Genomic DNA, 18,655 nt, shown 5'->3' with positions numbered 1-18,655 from the left:
CAGCCTAGCCCCGACCCCACGCCGGCGTCAGGCGAGCCCACCCGCCAGAAGTCAGGCGTGTGCATGGAGGGGTTTGCCGGCGAGCGCCAGGTGCGCCTCGCCGATGGCTTCGTTCTGGGTCGGGTGGGCGTGGATCAGTTCCGCGACCTCCTCGGGGTACGCCCCCCAGGCGGTGATCAGCTGGGCCTCGCCGACGAGCTCGCCGACCCGGGCGCCGATCATGGTGATTCCCACCACTTCCGCACCGGGACGCCGGATCACCTTCACGAAACCGGCCGTCTTGAGGATCTGCGAGCGGCCGTTGCCGCCCAGGTTGTAGCTGTAGCTCTGCACCTCGCCGAAGGCCTCCCGAGCCGATTCCTCGGTGTGCCCGACCGAGGCGATCTCCGGATCGCAGTAGGTGACCTTCGGAATCTGCAGATCCTGCACCGGGACCGGGGCACGATCCAGCTTGCCCTCGGCGTACCCGATGTCCTCGGCGACGAAGATGCCGTGTGCGAACCCACGGTGCGCCAGTTGGAGACCCGCGACCAGATCACCGACGGCATAGGTGTTCTCCCGGCTGGTCCGCAGCCGCTCGTCGGTGGTCACGAAGTCCCGCTCCAGGCGTACCCCGGACTCCGCATAGCCCAGTCCGCCCGAGTTCGGCCCGCGGCCGACGGCGACCAGCAGCACCTCGGCCTGGTGGGTCTCCCTGTTCTCCAGGGTCAGTCGTACGCCACCGTCAACGACCTCGGCGGAGGCCATCGGGGTTCCGGTGACAGCGGTGATGCCGCGCTTGCGGAACGCCCGGGCCAGGGTCTTGGAGACCTCCGGGTCCTCGGCCGGTACCAACCGGTCCAGCGCCTCGACGACGGTCACCTCGACCCCGAGGGAGCGCCAGGCGGAGGCGAACTCGACACCGATCACGCCGCCGCCGAGCACGATCGCCGACTTCGGCAGCTCGTCGAGGCGCAGCGCGTGCTCGCTGGTCAGGATTCGTTCCCCGTCCACCGGCAGTCCCAGGGTGCGGGAATAGGAGCCGCTGGCGAGGACGGTGTAGCGGCCGCTCAGCAGCTGCTCACCGACCTGCACGCCGTCCGGAGTGAGCACCCCGTCGCCGACCACGACATCGATCGCGGGCTGGTCGAGCAGGCCGGTGAGGCCCTTGAACAAGCGGTCGACCACACCGTCGGAGTAACGTCGGACACCGGCGGCATCGACCCCGTCCAGGCTGGCCCGGATCCCGAACTGTTCGCTCTCCCGGGTCTGGTCGGCGAGTTCGGCGGCGTGCAGCCAGGCTTTCGTCGGGATGCAGCCCCGGTGCAGGCAGGTGCCACCCAGTTTGTCCTTCTCGACCAGGGCGACCGAGAGGCCGAGCTGGGCGGCGCGCAGCGCGGTGGCGTACCCGCCGCTGCCGGCACCCAGCACCACGACGTCATAGTTGGAAGTCATGGGCCGCATCATCGCAGGCCCCGCCGAATGACCGCCGGGTGGTCGCGAACTGAAGCTCGGTAGGACTTCCGGCACAATGGCCCCGGGGTGAATGGAGGTTCAGGTGTCACCAGGCTCGCATGCGCGCGCCGTTCTGCGGTTCCAGAGGGTCTCCCGGCGTTGGCCGGCGGCCCTGAAGACAGCACTCGCGGTGGCCGGCCCGGTTTTCGTGGCCGCCCTGCTGGGGCGTACCGAAATCGGACTGGTGATGAGCCTGGGGGCCTTCGCGGTGCTCTACGGGCCGCAGACGCCCGGCCGGTTCCGGTTCCGGCTGATGTCCTTCGCGGCGATCGGGTTGGTGCTCTCCGCGCTGCTGGGGGGTGTGACCGCCGGCCATCCGGTGGCCCTGTTGGTGGTGATGGTGCCGTTGGCCGCGTTGGCCGCGGTGGCCTGTGCGCTGCTCAAGGTGCCGCCGCCGGGCTCGTATTTCTTCGTGCTGGTCTGCGGGGTGTCGGGTTATCTGGCCTCCAGCGGGGTCCCGCTCGGTCAGCTCGTCGGGCTGACCGCGGCCGGCGGTGCGGCCGCGGTGCTGATCGGGATGATCGACCTGATCTGGTATCCGCATCGCCCCGAGCGGCAGGCGGTGGCGGCCGCCGAGGAGGCGGTGACCCGGTTCGAAGCGGCTGAACCCGAGGAGATCCGCCAGGTCCGCCCGGCCGCCTCCCGGGCGCTGCACCACGCCTGGACCACCTTCCGGGACAGCGTGGGGGAGCGGCCGCTGTCCCCGGCCGCCGAGGAGGTGTTCGAACGGATCGGCATCCTGCAGACCCGCTACACCCGGCGCAGCGCGGCACTGGTCGACCCTGCCCTGGGCGGGAGCGAGGCCCAGCCCTGGGGCAGCGTGGAGGGCGAGGAGTCCTCGGCCGAGGCCGCGGTCTTCGAGCCCGACTTCGAATCCGAGCAGCTGCGCGATTCCTCGCTGGGGCGCCCGGACCCGACCTATCTGGTGCGGACCGGTGGCCGTGGGCCCTCCGAGGTCTGGCTGATCGGTGCGCGGGTCGGGGTGGCGACCCTGCTCGCCGGGGTGCTGGCGATGCTCGTCGGTGCTTCCCATCCCTATTGGGCGGTGGCGTTCGCGACCCTGGTGCTGCACCAGGGCGGTACCCGGCATGCGCAGACGGTCCGTGGGCTGCAGCGGCTGCTCGGCACCGTGCTCGGGCTGGGCCTGTTCGGGCTGGTGCTGTGGTGGCAGCCGGGCGGGGTGTGGCTGGCACTGCTGCTGTTCTGCCTGCAGGTCGTGGTGGAGCTGCTGATCCTGCGCAACTATGCGGCGGCGGTGGTGTTCATCACCCCGTTGGCGCTGACCATCGCGGCCGCCGGTGGTGGCTGGGCCGGTGGGGTCTCGGCGATGAGCGAACGGGGGCTGGACACCGTGCTCGCGGTGGCGGTCGCGCTGCTGGTGCTCTGGCTGGTCGGCCGCGGGACGGCGCTGCTGTTCGCCCGGGCGCATGCCCGGCGCTGCATCCTGGCCACCGAGTCGGTGATGCGGGATCTGGCGGAGAGCCGGTACGCGAGCGCAGCGGCCCGGATGAACCGGCGGCACCTCTACTACGAGCTGCTCGAGCTGGAGCAGCAGGTGAACCAGTCGCTCGCCGACGAACCGAAGCGGGTGCGGCCCTATCTGGAGATGTTCCAGGCCGTCGCCACCCTCGGTTATCTGGTGCTCGGCGCCTGCTGGCATCCGCAGGTACGCCGGGCGCGCGAGGCCTTCGGCCGGGCCACCGAACCGTTGCAGGCGATCAAGGCCCACCCGGTCACCCAGCCCCGCTCACCCGAGGACATCCACGCCGACGTGCTCGCCGTGCAGAACGTCATCACCGACTGGCGCTAGTCACATCACGTACCTCGAGTAGGCCGCCTGCGGCCGTGTCGAGAGGTGGAGTCGGGTTAGTGGCAGTGACCCCAAGAATCGGTCAGAGCAGCACGATGAGCCCGGCCGCGACGTTGGCCACGGTGTGCACGATCGCACCGGGGACGAAGCTGCCGGTCCTGTTCCGCAGCCAGCCGAGCAGCCAGCCGGTGGCGAACTGGACCGGCAGGATCGGCCAGGTCCGGGCGTCGATCAGCAGCAACGGCAGGTGCGGCAGGAAGAAGATGATCGCCTGCACCGTGTTGCCCAGGGTGAAACCGAGCCGTCGGATGAGTACGCCGCCGAGCAGCCCGCGGAAGAAGACCTCCTCACCGACGGCGCGGAGAATGACCCCGATCACCGCGGTGACCGAGGTCAGTCGGGCGATCGTCACCCCCGGTGTCTGCAGCACCTCGGCGGGGATCAGCACGATCGCCAGCCAGGCGGTGAGTAGGAGCGGCGGCAGTATCGTCAACGCCCATCCGTAGCCCGATGCCGGGCCCCAGGTCCCACCGGCACGGCCGAATGCCGAGCGGGCCGTCTCATCCGGCTTCCGCGACACCACCAGCACGTAGATGAGCGTCGGGATGCAGAACAGGACGAACTCGAGCATGGTTCAACCTACCGAGGACTGGTTCAGCTCGACGGTTCTCGGTCGTCGCCACCGGACGGTCTGGTGCGGAGGCGGTGCCGCAGATGGCGGCGGGGCCGGCGGTTTCGGTCCAATGCCCGTGGTGGCAGGAACTCCGGAAGCCGATCACCCGGATCGAGGCGGACCTCCCACCGGTTCTCATTGTGCAGTCGTTGCCGCGCTGGTTCGACCAGAGCGTGATGGTGTGGGCAGAGCAGCACGCCGTTGTCCAGACGCGTCGGTCCGTGCAGCCACCAGGGCCGGATGTGGTGCGCCTCGCAGCGGCGGGCGGGCTGGTCGCAGCCCGGGAAGATGCAGCCACCGTCGCGGGCGACCAGCGCGGCGCGGAGTTCGCCTTCGAAGAACCGGTGCAGTTGGCCGACATCCAAGGGGATGCCGAAGCCGTTGAGGACGATGGGGATGATCTCGGCGTCGCAGGCCAGCAGACGGAGCTGCTGTGCGGACATCGGACCTGCCGTGGTGTCGGTGCAGCCGATGCCCCGGACCAGAGCGTCGAGGTCGACGGTCACATTCACCCGCGCGCGGTCGTTGCCGCGCGACGGTGCGTGCCGAGAATCGGCATACGCCTGCGCGAGTTCGATCAGTGCGTCGGCGCGCCGCATCGCACGCGAGGGTCGACCGCCGCAGAGCCCGCAGGAGGGGCCGGTGCACGATGAGCCACACAATGGTGGCTCGTCATCGCGATGTCGGTCGGCCAGCGAATCCAGCAGGGCGGTGAGGTTCTCGCCGTCAGCGCACGGCAACTGGCCCTTGATCCGGGTGGTGCCGTGGCCGTCGTGATGCAGGTGGAGGCCCCGGTTGCGACGGGCGGCCTGTTCTTCTTGCTCGAGGCGGCGTTCCAGCAGGGCGTCGGCGTGATCGGGGTCGACGACCTCAACGGGACGATTGCCCAGTTCCCGCAGTTCGGTCGGATCCCACCGTTGGGCCTGGTCGATCATCGTCTGCTGCGCTGCGATCTCCTGCTGCGGTGCGAGGTCCGGTGGCAGGTGTTGCAGCGACTCCAGGATCGCCGTGGCCTGCCGGGACGAGATGGTCGCCCTGGCCAGTGCCTGCCACACGATCGGTGCGTTGCTGGTGCGGATGGCTTCTCGCAGCGCCCCGGCGGCCTGATTTGCCGCGTATCCATGGCGTTCCCGCATCCAGGTGGTGGTCCGGACCCCATGCACGTGCCGGGTCGCCTCATGGGCGTCGATGCTGGCCAGGGTACGGGTGGAGTGCGCATGGAGGCGGGCGGCGATCCGCTCGTTGACCTCGGCGACGTGCAGTCGTTGTTCGTCCGTGAGCAGCCGGTCATCACTTTCGTCGAGGAGTCGGCGCAGCAGTTCGTCGACCGTCTCCACGGTCTCGACGAAGGTAGCCGCACTGCCATCCATACCCGCCATTCAACAGATCGGGTCTGACAGTTCTGGGTCGGATTCGCGGTTCAGGAAGGGAATTCCGAAATCTGTGGATAACTTCTTTGCCGGGTGGCTTCGTTCGCTCGCTCAGCCGACGTTCCCGAGCGACGCGAGCTCGGCGCTGAGGTTCCAGCGGGCCGCCGCGCTCCAGAGCTGGGCGCCGGCCTCGGTGCGGTAGAGCGGGTCGAGGGCGAGCAGATGCTCCAGCACCTGTGCCCGGCCCTTCCGGAAGTCGGGGAGCGGGAGGTCGGCGTACTCCCGGCGGACGTCGCGGCGATAGGTCTCGTACCGCTCCGCCTCGGCGCCCAGGATCGCCAGATCCGCATCACACAACAGTTCCCCGCGTTCATCACCGGCGGCGGGGGAGTGGCCGGCGGTGAGGCGTACCAACCGCGCCACCTCCGCGATCTCGGCCGCCGGGAGTACCCCGGCCAGCCGGGTCTCGGCGAGGACGGCCGACTCCTCCTCGTCCTGGCCGGCGCGGCCGGCGTACACCGCGTCGTGGAACCAGACTGCCGCCTCGACCACCGGTCCGGCACCACCGGGACCCGCCACCAGGGCCAGCGAATCCAAGCAGTGTTCGAGATGCCGCAGATCGTGGTAATAGCGCCCGCGCGCCGACCAGCGATCCAGCAGCTCGACCGCCACCTCAGAGGCACCCTCCAGCGGCCAGCGATCGAGCAGCATTTCCTTTCGAGCAACGGTTTCCGCGCGTACCACCGCCTTGGTACGCCGCAGCCCGCTCGCCCGCAACGCGGTCACCAGCTCCCGGGCCGACACCGCCACCGCACCCGCCGCGAGACAGTCGGCGTACTTCCACTCCGGCACGTCGTAGTGGTCCCGATCGAACGCCCGCGGTGGCAACCCGGCGGCCTCGGCCACCTCGTGCAACTCTGCCAACGAGGTGTCCGAGACCAGATGCGAGAACACCGTCTGGTGCGCCGGCCACAACGGCGGATCGATCAGGACGGTCACGGCAGTCGAATCAGGACTGCATCGAGCGGGCCAGCTCGACCAGGGTGCGCACGCCCACCCCGGTGCCACCGGCGGGCACCTCGCCGCTCGGCGCGCCCTCGTTGAAACCGACGCCGGCGATGTCCAGGTGGCCCCAGTCGGTGCCCTCGTCGACGAAGCGACGCAGGAAGGAGGCCGCCACCGAGGCGCCACCCATCCGCTGCCCACCCGAGCGCAGATCGGCGACCTTCGACTCCAGCGGTTCGGCCGACCATTCGCCCATCGGCAGCCGCCAGGCGTCCTCACCGGCGGTCTCGGCGGCACCGAGCAGCCGGTCGGCGACCTCGTCGGAGTCGGAGAAGACGCCGTAGATCTTGCCGCCCAGGGCGACCATCGCGGCACCGGTCAGGGTGGCCACGTCGACCACCAGATCCGGGTTGTCCTCGTTGCTGCGCGCCAGCCCGTCGGCCATCACCAGCCGGCCCTCGGCGTCGGTGTTGTAGTTCTCCACCGTGGTGCCGCCGTAGATGGTGAGCACGTCCGAGGGCCGGTAGGCGGTGTCCGACGGCAGGTTCTCGGCCAGGCAGCCGTAGGCGGTGACCTTCACCTTCAGCCCGAGATCGGCGATCGCGCGGACCGCGGCGAACACCGCGGCGGCGCCGCCCATGTCGCACTTCATCGTGTACATCGAGTCGCCGGGCTTGAGGTTCAGACCGCCCGAGTCGAAGGTGATGCCCTTGCCGACCAGCGCCAGATGCGCGGTGGCGCCGCGCGGGGCATAGCTCAGCCGGACCAGCCGCGGGGTGTGCGAGGACCCGCCGCCGACCGCGGTCAGCCCGCCGTAACCCTTGGCGGCCAACTGCTTGTCATCGAGCACCTCGACCGAGACCTTGCTGCCGGCGAACAGCTCCTTGGCCTCGGCGGCGAAGGTCTCCGGATAGAGCAGATTCGCCGGCAGGTTCACCCAGTCCCGGGCGACGAGCTGCGCCCAGGTGATGGCGCCGACCGCGGTCAGCGCGTCCTTGGTGGCCTTGTCGGCGCGCGGGGTGAGCAGGGTGATCCGCGGCGCGGTGCGCTCCTCGGCCTTCGCCGAGATCGGCGCCCAGGCGTACTGACCGAGCACACTGCCCTCGGCGACCGCCTTCAGCTGTTCCGGCTCCTCGGTGGGCAGTGCCACTGCCACGCGTACGCCCTCGCCCAGGCCGACCGCCGCGCGGGCCGCCGCACCGGCGGCGCGGCGCAGCACGCCCGGGGTCGCCTCGCCGTCCTGGCCCAGGCCGACCGCGACCACGCGCAGCCCGGCCCCCAGCGGTACGACGGTGGTGCTGCCCACCTTGGTGCTCGCCTTCAGCTCGACCAGCGTGGTCGCCAGCTCCGCACCGAACCGCTTCGCATACGCCTTGCCGACCTCGACCGGCAGCCCGACCAGCCGCGGGGTGTCCCCGTCACCGGTCAACCCGATCACCAGCACCTGGGTGTCGGCGGGCATCGCCTTCGCGGCATTGAGCTGGGGCAGGACAGGGTTGACCACGGTTACTCCTCGAACGAACTCGATCATCGGTTGCCGGGTCAGGTTATCGGTCGGCTCGCGCCCGCGCGCCCAATCCCCACTAGGGTCAGGTTCATGAACGACGCCCTGAAGCACTCCCCGCTGCACCAGCAGCACGTCGACGCCGGTGCCAAGTTCGCCGAGTTCGGCGGCTGGTCGATGCCGTTGCAGTACGCCGGTGGTGGCGTGGTCGCCGAGCACCATGCGGTCCGGCAGGCCGTCGGCATCTTCGACGTCTCCCACCTGGGCAAGGCGACCGTCCGCGGACCGGGCGCGGCGGCGTACCTGAACACCCAGCTGAGCAACGACCTGGACCGGATCGGCGCCGGCAAGGCCCAGTACACGCTGCTCTGCACCCCCACCGGTGGGGTCGTCGACGACCTGATCGCCTACCGCTTCGCCGACGATCATGTCTTCCTGATCCCGAACGCCGCCAACACCGCCGAGGTGGTCCGGGTGCTCGCCGAGGGTGCGCCCGACGGTGTCGAGATCACCGACCAGCACGACGACTACGCCGTGCTCGCGGTCCAGGGCCCGAAGTCCGATGAGCTGCTCGAACTGCTCGGCCTGCCCACCGGGCACGACTACATGTCCTTCGCCACCGCCGAACTGGACGGTGCGGCACTGACCGTCTGCCGCACCGGCTACACTGGCGAACGCGGTTACGAACTGGTCTGTGCGGCCGCCGACGCGCCCGCGCTCTGGCAGCGGCTGATGCAGGCCGGTGCCGATCTCGGGGTACGCCCCTGCGGGCTCGGCGCGCGGGACACGTTGCGCACCGAGATGGGTTACCCGCTGCACGGTCAGGACATCTCGCCCGAGATCTCGCCGGTGCAGGCCCGGTCGGGTTGGGCGATCGGTTGGAAGAAGCCGTCCTTCCGCGGGCACGAGGCGCTGCGGGCGGAGAAGGAGGCCGGGCCGACACGCCGGCTGTGGGGGATCAGGGCGGTGGGCCGGGCGATCCCGCGGCCGCACATGTCGGTGCTGGACGCCGAGGGTGCCGAGGTCGGTGAGGTCACCTCCGGCACCCACTCGCCGACCCTGGGTACCGGTATCGGACTGGCCCTGATCGATGCGAAACTTTCCGCGGGCGATCCGGTCCGGGTGCAGGTGCGCAATCGCACCGAGGACTTCGAGATCGTGAAGCCGCCGTTCGTCACCCCCGGCGTACGCGGCGACTGACCGAGAGGGCGGATGGGTGGGGGACGCGGTGCAGGAGCCGGGCGATGAGGCCGTCGGATGGGTGCTGGCGGCGCTGCAGCGGCACGGCCGCCGCTATCGGATCGAGCGGGACCAGTATCTGGTGCTCGATTCGGGACTGGCGCAGCGACTGGCCGATCTGGCCTACGCCGCCCGGCAGGCGTTGAGCATCTCCGGTCCGCCGGAGGCCGCGGCCGATCGGGTGCTGGCGGATCTGTTCGCCCGCGAGCAGCGGCTGCTCGCCGGTGAGGTGCCGCCGATCGGGCAGGTGCGGTTGCGGATCACCCATCCCGACCTGCTGCCCCGGGACGGTACGCTGCCGGGCCCGGCCGAGTTGATCGTCTATCCGGTGCACGACACCGCCGACTCGGCGACCCGGCTGACCAGCAGCCAGGTGTCGGTGCTCGGCGACCGGCTGGCGGCCGAGGGGGTGCCCGGCGGCAACGATCTGGAACGGATCGGGGTGGCGGCCCTGCCGGCGACGCTGGCCGAACCGGTCTCGGTGCAACCGGAACGCTGGGGCCCGCATCTGGCGGTGCTGGTGTCCGGTGATCTCTACACCGCGTCCCGGCTGCTGGATGTGCCCGGACTGCTACGCGGCGTCGGGCTGGCGGAGAACGCCGACGTATTCATCGGCGTACCGAGCTCGCGGGAGCTGTGGCTGCTGCCGATCGCCCCGCAGGCGGTCGCCGAGCAGGCGCGCGAACTGGACGGCCGGGTGGCCGAGGCCTACCGTGCCAGCCGCGGCCAGATCGCGTCACGGGCGTACCTGTGGAGCGCGGGCCGGTTGCGGGTCCGCTGACCCGCCGGGGCGTACGCCTCAGGCCGGCTCGAGCGACATCGGCCCGTAGACCTCCCGGTCGCCCTCGCACAGGGTGACGCAGAGGATGCCCTCATCGAGCAGGTCCTCGTAGTGCGCGGTCAGCCACTCCTCGGCCGCGGCCTGATCGGCGAAGTCCTGGTTGATCTCGCCACCGTCGCTCTTCCAGTGCCACATGGATCCGACTGTAGCTCTCCGGCGGTCTGGACCCATCCGAACGGCCGGTGGGGACGAAGATGGAGTATGGACACGACCATGGAACGGCTCGATACGCGGCGCGAGATCAGGCCGTCGGCCTGGGTACGCGCTCTGGCGGGGATCGCCAGCGCCGCCGCCGGTCTCGGGGTGGGGCACGGGATCGCCGCCCTCACCGGGTCGGCCTCCTCCCCGCTGGTCGCGGTCGGCGGTGCCGCGATCGATCTGGCGCCCACGCCGGTGAAGGAGTTCGCGGTCGCCACCTTCGGGACCGCGGACAAGGCGGTGCTGATCGGCGGGATGATCGTCGTGATCGCGATCCTGGCGGCGGTCATCGGCCTGATCGCCTGGACCCGGCGCGGCCTGGCGCTGGCCGGGATCGCGCTGCTCGGCGTCCTCGGGCTGGCCGCGGCGGCCGGTCGTCCCGGTGGGGTGGAGCGCTTCCTGCCCGGGGTGGCCACCATCGTGGTCGGGATGCTGGCGCTGCATCTGCTGACCCGTCCTCGTGGTGCCGCCGATGACGCCGCGGATCCCGAACCGACCGGCCCGGCCGGGTCGATCGACCGGGCGGAACCCGAGGCGCCCTCGGCGCTGGTGCGGGCCGACCGGCGGACCCTGCTCGGCGTGGCCGGACTGGGTGCGCTGGCGGTGGCCGGCGGTCTGGTCGGCGGGCGGACGAGTACGCCGCGGACGCCGGTCTCGCTGCCGGCCCCGACCTCGCCCGCCCCGCCGATCCCGGCCGGCGCCCAGGTGCCGGTGCTGCCGCCGTTCGTCACCCCGATCCCGGACTTCTACCGCGTCGACATCGCCCTGGTCACCCCGCGGATCGACCCGGGCGACTGGGAGCTGGTGATCGACGGCATGGTGCGCAACCCGTTGCGGCTCAGCTATCCGCAGTTGCTGGAACTGCCGATGATCGAGCGCACGATCACGCTCGCCTGCGTCTCCAACGAGGTCGGCGGGCCGTACGTCGGCAACGCCCGCTGGCTCGGCGTACCGTTCTCCCACCTGATCGAGCTGGCCGGTGTCGATCCCGCCACCCAGCAGGTGTTCAGCCACAGCCGCGACGGCGGGTACACCTGCTCGACCCCGTACGCCGCTGTCAGCGACGGCCGCGACGCGATGGTCGCGGTCGGGATGAACGGTGAGGTGCTGCCGGAGAAGAACGGTTTCCCGGCGCGGATGGTGGTACCGGGGCTGTTCGGCTACGTCTCGGCGACCAAATGGCTGGCCCGACTGGAGTTCACCACCTGGGGAAAGCCGGCGTACTGGACCGAACGCGGCTGGGACGAGCAGGCCGCGGTGCTCACCCAGTCCCGGATCGACGTGCCGCAGTCGCTGGGCACGATCGGCGGGGACAAGCGGCTGCTCGCCGGGGTGGCCTGGGCGCAGCATCGCGGCATCGCCAAGGTCGAGGTGCAGATCGACGACGGTCCCTGGCAGGAGGCCCGACTGGCCGACGACGCGGGCATCGACCAGTGGCGGCAGTGGTGGTTCCCTTATCACGGGGCCCCGGGCCGGCACAGCGCCAGCGTCCGGGCCACCGACGGCACCGGTGCCACCCAACCCAGCCAGCGCCGCCGGGTCTTCCCCGGTGGGGCCACCGGCTGGCACACCATCCAGTTCACCGCGCAGTAGTTCCTCGGCCGGGCGGGCAGAGATCCGAAAGATTTTCTGCCAGCACGGCAATCCGAACCGGCCACGGCGTCGAACCAGCTGTGACACGACGTCAACGACCCGAGAGGAACGACACCATGTCGAAGCACCTGCGCAGCATCAGCCGCACCGCCCTCATCCGCCGGGCCGCCGTGGCCGGCGGCGCGCTCACCCTGACCGTCGGCCTGGCGGCCTGCAGCGGCGGGATGAGCGGCAGCAGCTCCACCCCCGCGGCCGGCGGTGGCGCCAGCTCCCAGCCGGCGGCGAGCTCGGCGCCCGCCTCCACCGCGTCCTCGGCCAGCTCGTCCGCCGCGTCGTCGGCGAGCGCGAGCGCGTCCGGCGGTGGCGCCGCGACCGCGGCCTTCGGCTCGGCCTGCTCGGCGGTACCGAAGGACGGTAAGGGATCCTTCGACGGGATGAGCAAGGATCCGGTGGCCACCGCGGCCAGCAACAACCCGGTGCTGTCGACGCTGGTCTCCGCAGTCGGTCAGGCGGGCCTGGTCGACACCTTGAACAACGCCAAGGACATCACCGTCTTCGCGCCGGCCAACGACGCCTTCAAGGCGATGGACCAGGCCACCCTGCAGAAGGCGATGGGCGACAAGAAGCTGCTCACCGATGTGCTCACGATGCACGTGGTGCAAGGGAAACTTGCCCCGAACCAGCTCGCCGGTGAGCACCAGACCCTGAACTCCAGCCAGAAGGTCAAGGTGACCGGATCGGGCACCAACTTCAAGGTGAACGACAAGGCCACGGTCATCTGTGGCAACGTGCAGACCGCGAACGCGACGGTCTACATCATTGACCAGGTGCTGCTGCCCAGCTGATCGGGGACACTGTGAGTGTGCAGCATCCGGAACCGGGACGGGGCGTACTGCGCCCCGTCCCGGGCTCACTCGACCGACCCGCCGAACTGCTCGGGCGGTGCGCCCGCGGTGACGACGGGGCCTTCGCCGAGTTCTACGACCTGACCTCGGCGCGGGTGTACGGGCTGGTGCTCCGGGTCGTCCGGGCGCCGGACCTGGCCGCCGAGGTGACCCAGGAGATCTATCTGGAGGTCTGGCAGACCTCGGCGCGGTACCGGCCCGAGCGCGGCAGCGTGTGGGCCTGGCTGACCACCCTGGCGCACCGGCGGGCGGTGGACCGGGTCCGTTCGGTGGAGCGGGAGCGGCAGCGCGACACCCGCTGGGCCGGTGATGAGCTGGAGACCGAGCGTGACCAGACCTGGCAGCAGGCGGAGTCCTCGCTGGAGGCCGAGCGGGTCCGCCGGGGGATGGACGAGTTGACCGGATTGCAACGCGAGGCCCTGCAGCTGGCCTACTACGGCGGTTACACGCAGCAGCAGGTGGCCAGCCTGCTCGAGGTACCACTGGGCACCGTGAAGTCCCGGATGCGCGATGGCCTGACCCGCCTGCGCGATGTGTTGAGGGGGGACCATGACTGACGAACGCATCCCGGCCGATCTGCACGGCCTGCTCGGGGGATACCTGCTGGATGCGCTGACCGATGTCGAACGCCAGCAGTTCGAACGGCACCTGGCGTCCTGCCCGGACTGCCGGGCCGAGGTGGGTGAACTGCGGGAGAGCCTGGCCGAGGTGTCCCGGCTGACCGCCACCGCTCCGCCGCCGGCGCTGCGCGAGCAGGTGCTCGCCCGGGCCCGGGAGATCCGTCCGCTGCCGCCCAACGAACCGGTGCGCGTCACCGCACGCCGCTCCCCCTGGGGCTGGCGGGTGGTCGCCGCGGCGGCCGCGCTGGTCGCGGTGATCGCCGGCGGCTGGGCGATCAATCAGCAGCTCGATGCCCGGCAGCAGGCCGGTGTCCGCGCGGTCGAGGCGCAGCGGGAGGCGGATCTGTTGACCGCGCCCGATGCGGTGGTCCGCCCGGTGCAGCTGCCCGATGGCGGCCGGGGCAGTGTGGTGGTGTCCCGCTCCCGCGGTCAGGCGATGTTCCTGGCCGGGTCGATGTCCGCCCCGCCGACGGGGCGGGCGTACCAGCTCTGGCTGATGAAGGACGGGACGCCGGTGCCGGATGCCACCTTCGACGCCGACGGCCGGATCTGGCTGCGGGGCGACCCCAACGGGGCCGCGGCGGTGGCGATCACCATGGAGCCGGCCGGTGGCTCGCAGACCCCGACGATGCCGGTGCTGGCCGCGATACCGCTCTGATCGGGCGTACGCCCTCAGTGCAGGTGGCTCAGCGCAGGCCGCCGAACTCCTCGGGGCGTACCAGCCGCCCGGTCGCGACCTCCCACCCGCGCCCGTCGAAGCGCTCGAAGCTGAGCCGCGCCCCGTCGGGGGAGGAGTAGTCGTGATAGTCGACGGTGCCCGAGGGATTGGTGTCGGTATCGCCCTGGGCGGTGTAGCTGGCGGTACCCGACTCCTCGAGGCGGAACGTGCCGTCGTCGGCGGTCACCGAGCGGGCGCCCGGGGTGAGCGAGGCGGCCAGGTCGGGACGCTGGGTCCAGCGGGTCACCTCGTCATCCTCCACGGTGAACCAGATCGGCTGCGGGCCACCGGTCGCCTTGTGCTCGGTCCAGGTGTCGCCGTCCTCGTTCAGCCAGACGGTGCCGGCCACCGTGTAGGGGTTGCCCTGGTAGGAGAACTGGGCACCCGGATGCAGATACGGGATCGCCATGACTAGAACTTCTCGCCGCGCTTGATGGTCGGCTTCGGCATCCGCAGCCGGCGCATCTGGATGGAGCGGTTGAAGCCGTACATCATCAGGCCCTTGCCCTTCGGGCTGACACCCGGATGCCGTTCGGCGAGGATCTTCTTGAACCGGCGCCAGAGCAGGAAGAGGTCGAGCAGCACGATCGCCAGGAAGCCATACATCGCGACCAGCGCGATCGTCGACATCGACCGGTAGACCTCCTGCATGAAGCTCAGCGCGAGCATCAGCACCATCGCCGGCAGCAGGAACTCGCCGAGATTCCAGCGGGAGTCGACCATGTCGCGCATCAGCTGCTTCTCCGGGGTGGAGTCACGGGCCTCCATGGCGGCCATCCGGCGTTCCCGGTTGGCGGCCGCGGCCTTGCGCTTGGCCTCCTTGCGGGAGACCTGCGGATTGACCCGCGCCATCCGCGCGGCCTCGGCCTGCCTGCGGGTGGGGGTGGGGGCGTCCTTCTTCCGGGGGCCGCGCGGGCGCGGCTCGTTGACGACCGGCTCGGGGTCGCTGACAGCCGACTCCGACTTCGCGGTCTTCCGGGAGGAAGAGAACAGACCCATGGACAACCTCGCGCACCTCGACCCCGGCCACCGTGACTCGGGGTGGACCCCGATTCTCTCACCGGTCGCCCCCGGATTTCGAATCCAACGCGTGCCCGGGCTGCCGTGGTTACCTGCGAGCGCCTAGGCTGGAGCGCAGTACGCGTTCGGAATCGGAAGGACCGGGCCCCAGATGAGCGGATTTTTCCAGCGGATGTCCACCGTGTTCCGTGCCAAGGCAGACAAGGCACTGGACAAGGTTGAGGACCCCCGCGAGACCCTTGACTACTCCTATCAGCGTCAGCTCGAGCTGTTGCAGAAGGTACGCCGGGGCGTGGCCGATGTGGCGACCAGCCGCAAGCGCGTCGAGCTGCAGGCCAACCAGTTGAACACCCAGATCGACAAGCTGAACGGCCAGGCGCAGAAGGCGCTCGGTGTCGGCCGCGAGGATCTGGCACGCGAGGCGCTGACCCGCAAGTCCGGGCTGCAGTCGCAGCTCGGTGACCTGCAGACCCAGCACGCCCAGCTGCAGGGCGAGGAGGAGAAGCTGGTCAAGGCCTCGCAGCGGCTGCAGGCCAAGGTGGATGCCTTCCGGACCCGCAAGGAGACCATCAAGGCGACCTACTCGGCGGCCGAGGCGCAGACCCGGATCAACGAGGCGTTCTCCGGCATCGGCGAGGAGATGGGCGACGTCGGCCTGGCGATCCAGCGGGCCGAGGACAAGACCGCGCAGATGCAGGCCCGCGCCGGCGCGATGGACGAGCTGCTGGCCTCCGGCGTACTCGACGACGCCACCGGTTCCACCCAGGACGACCTCACCCGCGAGCTCGAGGCGCTGTCCTCGACCTCGGATGTGGAGAGCGAGCTGGAGCAGATGAAGGCCCAGCTCGGCAGCGGCGGTGCCGAGCAGCGGCAGGCGATCGGCCAGGGCCCGGGTCAGCAGGCCCAGCAGGGTCAGCCGACCCAGCAGGGGCAGGCGATTCCGCAGGGTCAGGGGCAGCAGCAGGCCCCGCAGGAGCCCTTCCAGGCGTACCCGACCCAGGGGCAGGGTCAGGGTCAGCAGGGCTGGGAGGGGCAGCGGTGATCATCCGGGTGCTGAACGAGGGCCAGTTCCGGCTCACCGATGATCATCTGCCCGAGTTGAACGCCTGTGACGACAAGGTCGAGCAGGCCGTCGACGCCGAGGACCAGGCGGCGCTCACCGCGGCGCTGAACTCGCTGATCGAGACCATTCGCCGGCTCGGTCAGGAGCTCCCGGACGACTCCCTGGAGGATTCGGACCTGATCGTCCCCGATGAGGAGGCCACCCTCGACGACGTCAAGGGTTGGCTGGAGGACAGCGGCAGTTCCGAGGGCCTGATCCCCGGACGCGCCGACGCCTGAGCGGATCTGAGTGGCACTGAAGCTGAAACGGCTCGGTACCGGTTGGCTGGTGCTGTCGGCGATCTGCGCCCTGATCGGGCTGTTCGGGGTCGGCAACACCGTGACCTGGTTCCTGTCGATGATCGGGGCGCCGGACACCGCACCGCTGGCGATTCCCGCCGCCGGTGCGGTGCTGGCGACTCTGTTGCTGATGATCGCCGTTCCGTTGTTCAAGAGCTGGACGCCGCCGCGCTGGGTGCGGATCGTGCTGCCGGTGCTCGCCGGGATCTTCGGGATCGCGGCCGGCGCGGCCACCTTCGCGCTGACCAGCCTGGTGATCTGCGACTACCAGTGCCGGCCGGTGGACACCTGGAAGATGTTGCCGGTGCTGATCGCCTGCGGGGTGATGGCTGCCCTCGGCCCGGGCGTATGGGCGCTCACCGACCGGCGGGACCGTGGTGAGCTGACCTGGCCGATCACGGTGGCGTTCATCGTCATCGGGTTCGCCGTCGGGCTGTACCAGTTCGTGGAGAACGGCATCTACTGAGGGTCGACCGATCTCAGGCGACGCAGAACTCGTTGCCCTCGGGGTCGGCGAGCACGTAGTGGTCGAGCCCGCGCGGACCCATCGCCTCGGTGAGGACCGTCGCGCCGAGTGCGAGCAGTTGCTCGGTCTTGGCCCGGATCGCCTGCTCGCGTTCGGCCTGATCGAGGTGCCGGCCGCCGGAGACCTGCAGGTCGATATGGATCCGGTTCTTCGCCGTCTTCGGCTCGGGCACCTTGAGGAACGAGATCGCCGGGCGTACCCCCTCGGGATCGCGGAGCCAGGCGCCGTCGTTCCATTCGGTCTCGGAGATGTAGTTGTCACGCAGCCAGTCGTCCCAATTCGTCCAGCCCTCCGGCGGGGGCGCTTCCTCGTAGTCCAGCGCGGTGGCCCAGAAGCGGGCCTGGGCGCGGGCGTCGGCGCAATCGAAGGTCATCGAGATCCGCATGGTTCGATCATCTCCCGTGTCACTGACGGTTTCTCCCGTGTCACTGACAGGGCCGGGCAATAGACTCCCCGGGTGCGAATTCTCGTGGCCACCGACCGGATCGGAACGCTGAGTGCCGCCGAGGCCGGGGTGGCGATCGCGGCGGGCTGGCAGCGTACCCAGCCGGCCGCCGAGTTGGCCGTCGCCCCGCTCGGCGAGGCCGGCGGGGAGTTCCTGTCCGCGGCGGCTGCCACGATCGGCCGCGAGGTCGAGCTGAGCGGCGAGGCCGATGGCGGAGTCGGCCTGCTGGCCCGCGGCGATCGAACCCGGGTGGTCGGGCTGGAGCCGTTGGGACCGGCCGGTGGCGAGCGGGGAATTCCGGTCGACGGGTCGTCGGTGGGGATCGGGTACGCCGCAGCGCAGGCCCTGCAGCCCGATCGGCCGGATCGGCTGCTGATCGATCTGGCGACCCTGCGCTGTCACGACGGCGGTGCCGGGTTGCTGTCCGCGCTCGGCGCGACCGCGGACCGGCCGCTGGATCGGGGCGTGGCGGCCATGGAGGGGATCGCGCATCTCGATCTGCATCCAGTCCGGGAGCGGCTGGCGGGGATCGAGCTGGTCGCCGTGGTACCGGACGATGAGCTGACCCAGCCGCTGCTCGGGCTGCGCGGGATCACCTCGCTGCGGGGCCGGGAGACGAACACCGATGCCGCCGAGATGCTGGCGATCGATGCGACCCTGGAGCGATTCGCGGCGCTCGCCGATCCGGAGGCGTCCGGGCTGCCGGGGGCCGGGGCCTGCGGCGGTGCGGCCTATGCTGTGGCGGCGCTGGGCGGACGGATCCTGAGTGGTCCGCAGGCCTGCGCGGAACTGGTCGGGTTGGTCGAGGCCGGTGCACCGAACGGGTTCACCGAGACGATGCTGCTGGCCGATCTGGTGGTGACCGGGTCGTCGCGGTTCGACTTCGCCTCCCGCGGCGGGGGAGTGATGCGGTACGTCGCCGAGCAGGCCGAGTTGGCCGGAACGCCGTGCATCGCGCTGGCCGGGGAGATGGTGATCGGTTCGCGCGAAATGCGCACCATGGGCATCGAGTCCGCGTACGCCGTCCGCGAGGCACGCGCCACCCTGGTCGACGATCCGAGTGTGGCCGACATCGGCGCCGACGAGCTCACCGAACTGGCCGCCCGGGTCGCGCACACCTGGCAGTGGTGAGGTACGCCGGCTTCATGGTCCTCGAGTAGGTCGCGCAGCGACCGCGTCTCTCACGTTCCTCGAGTAGCCACTGTGCCCCTGGCGGGGCGCCCGTTCCGGGCTGAGAATGGGGTGGGGGTGGTCGGCTGGGTGCTGAAACCGTTCGATCTATGGTCCGTTCGA

At 70.5% G+C, this 18,655-nt stretch carries 20 protein-coding genes; 11 read left to right on the top strand and 9 right to left on the bottom strand.

What is annotated here, in order from left to right:
* Positions 1–51 precede the first annotated feature (51 nt).
* Positions 52–1,434 carry a dihydrolipoyl dehydrogenase gene (gene lpdA / locus C8D81_RS17675; RefSeq protein ID WP_133626500.1) on the bottom strand — a complete coding sequence of 461 codons (1,383 nt, stop codon included), beginning with the start codon at positions 1,432–1,434 and terminating at the stop codon, positions 52–54.
* A 190-nt stretch (positions 1,435–1,624) separates the two neighbouring features.
* On the opposite strand from lpdA, the gene C8D81_RS17670 reads away from it, so the two are divergent.
* A complete protein-coding gene (locus C8D81_RS17670; protein WP_133626499.1) occupies positions 1,625–3,304 on the top strand; it encodes an FUSC family protein in 1,680 nt (559 codons plus the stop codon).
* Between the two features lie 82 nt (positions 3,305–3,386).
* Here the strand turns inward: C8D81_RS17670 and C8D81_RS17665 are convergent, their stop codons facing one another.
* The 4 genes from C8D81_RS17665 to C8D81_RS17650 all read right to left on the bottom strand — a co-directional run bounded on the left by C8D81_RS17665 (position 3,387) and on the right by C8D81_RS17650 (position 7,883).
* A complete protein-coding gene (locus C8D81_RS17665; RefSeq protein WP_094428238.1) occupies positions 3,387–3,935 on the bottom strand; it encodes a CPBP family intramembrane glutamic endopeptidase in 549 nt (182 codons plus the stop codon).
* A gap of 23 nt (positions 3,936–3,958) precedes the next feature.
* A complete protein-coding gene (locus C8D81_RS17660; protein WP_166646876.1) occupies positions 3,959–5,347 on the bottom strand; it encodes an HNH endonuclease signature motif containing protein in 1,389 nt (462 codons plus the stop codon).
* A 111-nt stretch (positions 5,348–5,458) separates the two neighbouring features.
* Positions 5,459–6,346, bottom strand: coding sequence for a DUF4031 domain-containing protein (locus C8D81_RS17655; RefSeq protein ID WP_133626497.1), 888 nt, complete (start codon positions 6,344–6,346; stop codon positions 5,459–5,461).
* Positions 6,347–6,356: 10 nt separating this feature from the next.
* A complete protein-coding gene (locus C8D81_RS17650) occupies positions 6,357–7,883 on the bottom strand; it encodes a leucyl aminopeptidase (protein WP_133626496.1) in 1,527 nt (508 codons plus the stop codon).
* A 66-nt stretch (positions 7,884–7,949) separates the two neighbouring features.
* Here C8D81_RS17650 and gcvT point away from each other — a divergent pair, with 66 nt between their 5' ends.
* Positions 7,950–9,056, top strand: a complete 1,107-nt coding sequence (gene gcvT / locus C8D81_RS17645; protein WP_094428246.1) for a glycine cleavage system aminomethyltransferase GcvT — start codon at positions 7,950–7,952, stop codon at positions 9,054–9,056.
* Positions 9,057–9,072: 16 nt separating this feature from the next.
* Positions 9,073–9,876, top strand: a complete 804-nt coding sequence (locus tag C8D81_RS17640) for a hypothetical protein (RefSeq protein ID WP_094428248.1) — start codon at positions 9,073–9,075, stop codon at positions 9,874–9,876.
* 18 nt (positions 9,877–9,894) lie between these two features.
* Here C8D81_RS17640 and C8D81_RS21065 read toward each other — a convergent pair whose 3' ends face one another.
* The gene (locus tag C8D81_RS21065; RefSeq protein ID WP_166646875.1) at positions 9,895–10,071 is read right to left on the bottom strand and encodes a hypothetical protein; all 177 of its coding nucleotides are present in this window, start codon (positions 10,069–10,071) and stop codon (positions 9,895–9,897) included.
* A 66-nt stretch (positions 10,072–10,137) separates the two neighbouring features.
* Between C8D81_RS21065 and C8D81_RS17635 the strand changes: the two genes are divergently transcribed.
* The 4 genes from C8D81_RS17635 to C8D81_RS17620 all read left to right on the top strand — a co-directional run bounded on the left by C8D81_RS17635 (position 10,138) and on the right by C8D81_RS17620 (position 13,910).
* Entirely contained in the window at positions 10,138–11,727 is a 1,590-nt protein-coding gene (locus tag C8D81_RS17635; RefSeq protein ID WP_094428250.1) for a molybdopterin-dependent oxidoreductase, read from the top strand.
* A gap of 116 nt (positions 11,728–11,843) precedes the next feature.
* Positions 11,844–12,572, top strand: coding sequence for a fasciclin domain-containing protein (locus C8D81_RS17630; RefSeq protein WP_094356471.1), 729 nt, complete (start codon positions 11,844–11,846; stop codon positions 12,570–12,572).
* Between the two features lie 17 nt (positions 12,573–12,589).
* A complete protein-coding gene (gene sigK, locus C8D81_RS17625; RefSeq protein WP_229119078.1) occupies positions 12,590–13,189 on the top strand; it encodes an ECF RNA polymerase sigma factor SigK in 600 nt (199 codons plus the stop codon).
* On the top strand, positions 13,182–13,910 hold the full coding sequence (locus C8D81_RS17620; RefSeq protein WP_133626495.1) for an anti-sigma factor: 729 nt from the start codon (positions 13,182–13,184) through the stop codon (positions 13,908–13,910). Before sigK ends, C8D81_RS17620 begins: the two co-directional genes overlap by 8 nt.
* 28 nt (positions 13,911–13,938) lie before the next feature.
* Here the strand turns inward: C8D81_RS17620 and C8D81_RS17615 are convergent, their stop codons facing one another.
* Positions 13,939–14,379 carry a DUF4178 domain-containing protein gene (locus C8D81_RS17615; protein WP_133626494.1) on the bottom strand — a complete coding sequence of 147 codons (441 nt, stop codon included), beginning with the start codon at positions 14,377–14,379 and terminating at the stop codon, positions 13,939–13,941.
* Positions 14,380–14,381: 2 nt separating this feature from the next.
* Positions 14,382–14,969, bottom strand: a complete 588-nt coding sequence (locus C8D81_RS17610; RefSeq protein WP_094356475.1) for a DUF3043 domain-containing protein — start codon at positions 14,967–14,969, stop codon at positions 14,382–14,384.
* Between the two features lie 172 nt (positions 14,970–15,141).
* Between C8D81_RS17610 and C8D81_RS17605 the strand changes: the two genes are divergently transcribed.
* From C8D81_RS17605 to C8D81_RS17595, 3 genes are read left to right on the top strand one after another with little or no spacing between them, the layout of a single operon-like run.
* Positions 15,142–16,032: a PspA/IM30 family protein gene (locus tag C8D81_RS17605; protein WP_094403406.1), complete on the top strand. Its 891-nt coding sequence runs from the start codon at positions 15,142–15,144 to the stop codon at positions 16,030–16,032.
* Positions 16,029–16,331 carry a PspA-associated protein PspAA gene (gene pspAA / locus C8D81_RS17600; RefSeq protein ID WP_094356477.1) on the top strand — a complete coding sequence of 101 codons (303 nt, stop codon included), beginning with the start codon at positions 16,029–16,031 and terminating at the stop codon, positions 16,329–16,331. The genes C8D81_RS17605 and pspAA overlap by 4 nt, the downstream gene beginning before the upstream one ends.
* A gap of 10 nt (positions 16,332–16,341) precedes the next feature.
* The gene (locus C8D81_RS17595) at positions 16,342–16,857 is read left to right on the top strand and encodes a hypothetical protein (protein ID WP_133626493.1); all 516 of its coding nucleotides are present in this window, start codon (positions 16,342–16,344) and stop codon (positions 16,855–16,857) included.
* Positions 16,858–16,870: 13 nt separating this feature from the next.
* On the opposite strand, the gene C8D81_RS17590 is transcribed toward C8D81_RS17595, so the two are convergent.
* Complete coding sequence (locus C8D81_RS17590; protein WP_208109377.1) at positions 16,871–17,302, bottom strand: VOC family protein; 432 nt, start codon at positions 17,300–17,302, stop codon at positions 16,871–16,873.
* A 72-nt stretch (positions 17,303–17,374) separates the two neighbouring features.
* Here C8D81_RS17590 and C8D81_RS17585 point away from each other — a divergent pair, with 72 nt between their 5' ends.
* Positions 17,375–18,493: a glycerate kinase gene (locus tag C8D81_RS17585; RefSeq protein ID WP_094459456.1), complete on the top strand. Its 1,119-nt coding sequence runs from the start codon at positions 17,375–17,377 to the stop codon at positions 18,491–18,493.
* Positions 18,494–18,655 lie beyond the last annotated feature (162 nt).

The sequence above is a fragment of the Enemella evansiae genome, assembly GCF_004362375.1.
Taxonomy (GTDB): Bacteria; Actinomycetota; Actinomycetes; order Propionibacteriales; family Propionibacteriaceae; genus Enemella; species Enemella evansiae.
The sequence above is the reverse complement of the archived record's forward strand: the minus strand, read 5'-3'. Positions and strand labels throughout refer to the sequence as shown.

What these genes read in the sequence shown, in the direction of transcription:
- lpdA (WP_133626500.1), bottom strand. Translation starts at nt 1,434, where the DNA reads ATGACTTCCAACTATGACGTCGTGGTGCTGGGTGCCGGCAGCGGCGGG.
- C8D81_RS17665 (WP_094428238.1), bottom strand. Translation starts at nt 3,935, where the DNA reads ATGCTCGAGTTCGTCCTGTTCTGCATCCCGACGCTCATCTACGTGCTG.
- C8D81_RS17660 (WP_166646876.1), bottom strand. Translation starts at nt 5,347, where the DNA reads ATGGATGGCAGTGCGGCTACCTTCGTCGAGACCGTGGAGACGGTCGAC.
- C8D81_RS17650 (WP_133626496.1), bottom strand. Translation starts at nt 7,883, where the DNA reads ATGATCGAGTTCGTTCGAGGAGTAACCGTGGTCAACCCTGTCCTGCCC.
- gcvT (WP_094428246.1), top strand. Translation starts at nt 7,950, where the DNA reads ATGAACGACGCCCTGAAGCACTCCCCGCTGCACCAGCAGCACGTCGAC.
- C8D81_RS21065 (WP_166646875.1), bottom strand. Translation starts at nt 10,071, where the DNA reads ATGTGGCACTGGAAGAGCGACGGTGGCGAGATCAACCAGGACTTCGCC.
- C8D81_RS17635 (WP_094428250.1), top strand. Translation starts at nt 10,138, where the DNA reads ATGGACACGACCATGGAACGGCTCGATACGCGGCGCGAGATCAGGCCG.
- C8D81_RS17630 (WP_094356471.1), top strand. Translation starts at nt 11,844, where the DNA reads ATGTCGAAGCACCTGCGCAGCATCAGCCGCACCGCCCTCATCCGCCGG.
- C8D81_RS17620 (WP_133626495.1), top strand. Translation starts at nt 13,182, where the DNA reads ATGACTGACGAACGCATCCCGGCCGATCTGCACGGCCTGCTCGGGGGA.
- C8D81_RS17615 (WP_133626494.1), bottom strand. Translation starts at nt 14,379, where the DNA reads ATGGCGATCCCGTATCTGCATCCGGGTGCCCAGTTCTCCTACCAGGGC.
- C8D81_RS17610 (WP_094356475.1), bottom strand. Translation starts at nt 14,969, where the DNA reads ATGGGTCTGTTCTCTTCCTCCCGGAAGACCGCGAAGTCGGAGTCGGCT.
- C8D81_RS17605 (WP_094403406.1), top strand. Translation starts at nt 15,142, where the DNA reads ATGAGCGGATTTTTCCAGCGGATGTCCACCGTGTTCCGTGCCAAGGCA.
- C8D81_RS17590 (WP_208109377.1), bottom strand. Translation starts at nt 17,302, where the DNA reads ATGCGGATCTCGATGACCTTCGATTGCGCCGACGCCCGCGCCCAGGCC.